Origin of the sequence: Actinomyces sp. 565 (genome assembly GCF_010365615.1) — a bacterium.
GTDB lineage: Bacteria > Actinomycetota > Actinomycetes > Actinomycetales > Actinomycetaceae > Actinomyces.
Window position 1 is genome coordinate 1 of sequence record NZ_PIZD01000032.1, and the last position, 5,586, is coordinate 5,586.

At 60.4% G+C, this 5,586-nt stretch carries 4 protein-coding genes and 1 pseudogene; all 5 read left to right on the forward strand.

Annotated elements, in window-relative coordinates:
* A pseudogene (locus tag GZ997_RS12700) lies at positions 1 to 151 on the forward strand (glycerol-3-phosphate cytidylyltransferase); the annotation flags it as partial.
* A gap of 21 nt (positions 152 to 172) precedes the next feature.
* A complete protein-coding gene (locus GZ997_RS05910) occupies positions 173 to 4,102 on the forward strand; it encodes a CDP-glycerol glycerophosphotransferase family protein (protein WP_162679229.1) in 3,930 nt (1,309 codons plus the stop codon).
* Between the two features lie 237 nt (positions 4,103 to 4,339).
* The gene (locus GZ997_RS12430) at positions 4,340 to 4,648 is read left to right on the forward strand and encodes a hypothetical protein (protein WP_203234045.1); all 309 of its coding nucleotides are present in this window, start codon (positions 4,340 to 4,342) and stop codon (positions 4,646 to 4,648) included.
* Positions 4,645 to 4,860, forward strand: coding sequence for a transposase family protein (locus GZ997_RS12435; protein WP_203234046.1), 216 nt, complete (start codon positions 4,645 to 4,647; stop codon positions 4,858 to 4,860). Before GZ997_RS12430 ends, GZ997_RS12435 begins: the two co-directional genes overlap by 4 nt.
* 649 nt (positions 4,861 to 5,509) lie before the next feature.
* Positions 5,510 to 5,586, forward strand: a 77-nt coding sequence (locus GZ997_RS05920) for an adenylyltransferase/cytidyltransferase family protein (RefSeq protein ID WP_162678626.1), incomplete at its 3' end; no start/stop codon positions are given.

Below are 5,586 nucleotides of genomic sequence, written 5' to 3' on the forward strand. Positions count from 1 at the left end.
GAAGAAGTATGAGATCGACGTGTTCGTCATGGGGGATGACTGGGCGGGCAAGTTTGACGAGCAGCTCGCGGGCCTGTGTGAGGTCGTCTACCTGCCGCGCACGCCGGAGATCTCGACCACCCAGATCAAGAACGACATGCAGAACAACTGAGACTCCAGCAAGGACGCTGACATGAAGCTGATCTCCAATGTCCGGTTAGGGCAGTACTACGAGCATCGCAGCAACTTCGCGCGTGCGCGCGAGTACTACCAGACTGCTCAGAGGAACTCTGAGGAAGGATCGGCGTTTGCGCTCGGCAACCTTGAGTACCGGCTGAAGAACTACGAGGCCGCGGTGCCTCTTCTGCGTGCAGCTCTGAAGGCAGATCCCACAAACTCCGTGGCGGAGAGACGCCTCGCTTTTAGTCTTGAGAAGACTGGTGCGTGCGCTGACGCTGTTGCGTTGGTAGATGCTCGGGCAAAGGCTGGTCAGCAGACAAATAGCGACAAGCTTATCGCTGCGCGCCTGCACATGCGTCAGGGAGAGGTGGCGCGCGCCCGTGAGTATTACGCTGCAGTAGTACAAGACCTTGCAGATCCGAAGGTAGATATAGAATACTTGTCTACTTTTACTAAGAAGGATCCCGCTTGGCTGCGTGCCAGCGCGATGGCCGAAGTTGCAGAGCGTCACTCAGATAACGCCGAATGGCTATACAACTATGCAACCGTGCTCGAAGATGCCGGCCAGCTTCCGGCGGCTGCAGAGGCCTTCGAGGCGTCGGCCGCGCTAAGCGGAGGAAGCTGGACGTACTACCGTGCCGGATACGCGCACGAACGCGCCGGCGACCGGGGGCGATCCCGGCACTGCTATTTGATGGCCCAGGATCGTGACCAGAAACTGGACGCCAAGAAGTGGGGCCTGGGTGTCTTCCACGAGGAGGGGCGGCACTACGACGCCGCAGCGGAGACGTATCGCAACGACGCGGCAGCTTCGCCCGAAGTGTGGCGGCGGGCCGGGCTACTTTATCGTGCGGCAACGATGAAGACCATGCTGTGCGAGTTCCCGGATGCCGCACAGCTACTGAGGTCAGCGGTCAATCTGAGGCCGATGAACACGGAGTGGATCGAAGACCTCGCAATGGCCCTTCAGCTTTCCGGTGCCCGTGATGCGGCTTTGACGGAGTATAGGAAACTACTCAATTTACTGGCCGAAGACAATCTGACGGGACAGCAATCCAGGATACGCACGCTTCAGCGAGAGATTAGCCGGTGTTTTGAAGACGCTGGCTACTATGTGGCTGCCTACGAGGCGTTGCGGGAATCCATGGGGCTCGCACCTTCGCGTGCGCTTGAGCCTACCAAGCAGACAGAAGCTGCTTCCGATATAGCGGGCGGACCCTCGTGGATCCCATCAGCTGAGTTCCCGGACGAGGCAGATGTTATACGCAGCGATTCGGGTGTTTCTCAGGTTGATCCAGTCGAAGAACCTATCGCGCCTCTGCGCTTCTTCGGTTCGACCGATCGCCGTGGCCATGAGGAACGTGCGCGTCTGGCCGAACGTGCGGGAGATACAGCAACGGCTATCGAGGAATATCGCTATGTGAGCCTGCTCAGCCACCCGTTGGCGGCTAAAACCGCAGACCGTTACGCGGAACTGCTCGCAGACACCGGTGACTTCCGCGGAGCTGTAGGCGTGCTCAAACGGACTACCACGTTCAATCGGGCGCTGCCAAAGGTGGTTGATACTCCGCGGACTGGGACCTATACCGCACAGCTGGCAGCGTATGTCGAGTGGTCGGAGGACTGCGCGGTGGAGGATGATGTCATTCTCTATGAGGCCAACCTCGGAATCTCAATCGACTGTAGCCCGCTTGCGCTGTGCCGGGAGATCCTTCGATCGCACCCAGGCGAATTCCTGCATGTTTGGGCCGTTGATGAGCATGCCGTACTCCCGGAAGACCTCGCCGATCGCGCCGACGTGATCGTCGTCCGGAAAGACTCTTTGCAGTACACCAGGCTTCTCGCGACCGCCAAATACCTGATCAATAACTCCACGTGGCCGACATACTTTACTCGGCGTCTCGAACAGCGGTACCTGATGACCTGGCACGGGACTCCGCTCAAGACGCTCGCGAAGGACATGCAAGAGCCACTGGTGCATCTCAACATGGCCCGGAACTACCTCCAGGCCACCTATGCGATTTTCCCGAACGAGCACACTCGGTCCGTGATGATTAACGGGTGCGATGTCAACGGCTTGACCAAAGCGAGAATCGAGATCACGGGCTACCCGCGCAACGACGTGTTGGTAGAAGCCGCCGGCGACACCCACTGTAGCGGGGCAAGGCGAGCGTTGTTCGCTCCCACCTGGCGTGAGGACTCCGAGCTCGAGGAGCAGGTACAGACGCTGCTGGCAATTCGTGATGCGCTAGCGGATGCGGGATATGACACCTATCTGCGCGCCCATCACTACGTAGAACAAGCGGCGTTGAGGATCGACCCGACGATCGAGTTTGTCCCCAGGCATGTTTCCACCTACGATCTTCTGCCGGACATCGACCTCCTTGTCACGGACTTCTCATCGATATACTTCGACTTCGCCTTGACCCGGCGTCCCATGGTGTTCTACGTGCCGGATTGGGACCGCTACGCCGAGAACCGGGGTGTCTACTTCGATCAGTCGCATCTACCCGGCATAGTCTGCGACAACCTGGAAAGCCTACGCGCAGCTATATCGGCGCCTAAGGTTGACCTGGTGGAGCGTGAAGCATTCATCGCGGAGTTTGGTCCGGCCGATGACGGGCACTCATCGGAACGTGTAGCAGAGGCGTTCCTGGCGTCCCGAGACGAGGCATATCCTCAAAGAGACTTGGGCGGAGGATCATCTGGCTTACTTGTCCGCCAAAGCTTGATTCCAAACGGCATGGCGAGTTCCTTCGTCAACCTCATTACCGTGCTAGCCGACCAGGGCACGTCACTGACGGTGCTAACGGAGGGGCGTCCGGTGCAGAATGAACCTGGGCGCGAAGAGACGATGCGCAAGCTCCCGGCAAATGTGCGTGTGATTGGCAGGGTCGGTGCGCAGCCGAGATCCTGCCTGGAGGTGCACGCCCAGCACGTCGCCCATAAGTTGGCGTATGCTCCCGGGCCGGGGCTCGACTCGGTGATTACCCGCCTGTTCGTGAGAGAAGGGCTCAGGGTTCTTCCCGGTGCGACCTTTGACGCCGTGATCGAGTTTGACGGATACTCCGAGTTTATGGCCCGCTTGGTTCTCGGTATCGCGGACAGCAAGGCCTCAAAGGTGCTGTATCTCCACAATGATATCCAGGGCGAAATAGAACTTCGGATGCCTGAGCTATCCGCCGTAGTGAGCCTGATTCCACGGTTTGACCATGCGGTCTCTGTTTCCGCGGGGCTGATGGAGACAAACGCAAGGCGTTTGCCGCAGGCGCACGGCATTCCCGACGCCAACTTTACTTATGCGCGGAACGTGATTGTTCCTGACGTCCTTGAGCGACTGGCAGATGAGCAATCGATTGATGGATTCATCGATTGGTGTGGCGATTCGAGACCGCTATTCGTACACGTCGGGCGTATGTCCCCGGAGAAGAACCACGGATTCTTACTCAATGCCTTTGCGAGTTTCCGCAAGGAATGCTCGGATGCGCGTCTGGTTCTTCTGGGGGACGGACCATTGCGGCCGCAGGTTGAGGCGCAGATACATGGCCTTGGGATTGAGCAGGCGGTGTTCGTGCCGGGGTGGGTAAGAAATCCGTACCCGATACTCGCACGCGCGGATGCGATGTTGATCCCGTCTCTCCATGAAGGGCAGCCCATGGTCATCCTGGAGGCACGGGCCTTGGGGACCGCCGTAATTGGTTCTGATATCGACGGAATAAGGGCAATGGGGCCGGACGGCGCGCAGAGGATCCTGCCTCTCGAGCATGACCTCTGGGTTGATGCTATGCGGCGCTGGAAAGAATGCCGAGAGGCTGCGGCTAGGTTCGAGAGCAGAACGTACTCCACTGATGCTATTCGCGAGTTCTGGCGAGCTATCGGTCGGTGCGGCGTAGAGAAGGGTTCGGCTGCTGCAGCGGAAGGGATATATGATCAACGGGGGTAGTACCGGGAGGGGTATTCGTAGGGGTGTGGAGGATTTTCGATGCGCGCGCGTAGTGGGTGCGTGCTAGGGCGGCTCCTGGGTACCGGGCCGGTACCAGCTGGTAAATCTGGACGTGATGGCGCTGCGCCACAAACACCAGCCAGGAGTTCCTGCTGAGGTCTTCGACGTCTCCCAGCCCACCGCCTCCCGCATCATCAGCGCCTACGCCACCCTGACGCCTACGCCCTGGGGAACGGCGTGCTTGCAGTGGAGGACATCGACCCCATCCAGGTGCAGATTGTGGACGGCACCCTGCTCAAGACCTGGGACTGGAAAGGCACACCTGGCCTGTTCGCAGGCAAGTACCGCACTGCCGTGCGTAACGTGCAGGTTGCCCGTGCCCGTTTCGGCGCTCTGGCACGGGTGTCCGACCCGCTGCCCGGATCCGCGCACGACGCCGCCGCGCTGGGAACATCGGGCCTGCTGGACGTCCCGCCCGAGTGCCTACCCGGCGGGCAGGCACCGCCAACGCTTACTGGCGACGGGGCTCCACCGGGCTGGGCATGACCACGCCCGTCAAGAAGCTACGCGGGCCGCGCCCGCACGAGACCGACATGTCCTACAACGCCTCGGCCGACCGCATCCGCTTCGTAGTCGAAACAACCATAGCCGCCCTCAAGACCTGGCGCGTCCTGCACTCCGGCTACCGCCACCCCATACAAGCCTTCCTAACAACCATCACCGGCATACTCACCCCCACCTTCACGTACACCCCATGAATAACCTTCCAGGAATCAGGTTTTACGGTATCTAGCGTTCGGTTGTCTACCTTGGGTCTTCTCGGGTAAACGGGTTAGCGGGCGTTGTCTGCCCTGCAGTGGTGCGGCAGCGGTGGAACGGCGTTGTGGGTGGTTACAGGTGCGAAGACGCTGGCCGATTCGGCCACGGGGAAGGCGGCGGCCAGTTCCGGTGCAGCGCACAGGCGCCGCTTCCAGGTGCCCGACAACCCGCGGTCGGCTCACCCTTGCGGCCGCGAAACGAACTAGCCCCTTTTTTTGGGCGGCCGCCGGATTTATTTTCAGGGCCCTTGCTGCCACATGGGTGATCCAGAGATGCGATAGGTGGGAGCGGGCTCAGGCGGGAGGGCGACGGCGGTCCGACGTAGGTAACAAGCCACATACTAGAGAGCGTCGGATGGATCGTTCGCGAGCCGGGATGGTGTGCGGACCCGTTGGCGGTCTACTGCGGGTGCGAGGTCGCCGTCGGCGCTCGACCATCGCGGCTTCACCGCAGGTCAACGACGAGCCGCAAGCGGGACACCGAACAGCCGGGACTCAGGTAAGCTTTCTTCATTCGCGACCTTCGTGCTAGTTACGATTTGGCAAGCACGCGGTCGCGAGCGGCTCCCCATCACCCATGCGAGGACTCATGAAGCGCGTCATCACTTACGGCACCTACGATTTGTTGCACTACGGGCATATTGAGCTGTTGCGTCGTGCGAGGGC

What these genes read in the sequence shown, in the direction of transcription:
- GZ997_RS05910 (WP_162679229.1), top strand. Translation starts at nt 173, where the DNA reads ATGAAGCTGATCTCCAATGTCCGGTTAGGGCAGTACTACGAGCATCGC.
- GZ997_RS12435 (WP_203234046.1), top strand. Translation starts at nt 4,645, where the DNA reads ATGACCACGCCCGTCAAGAAGCTACGCGGGCCGCGCCCGCACGAGACC.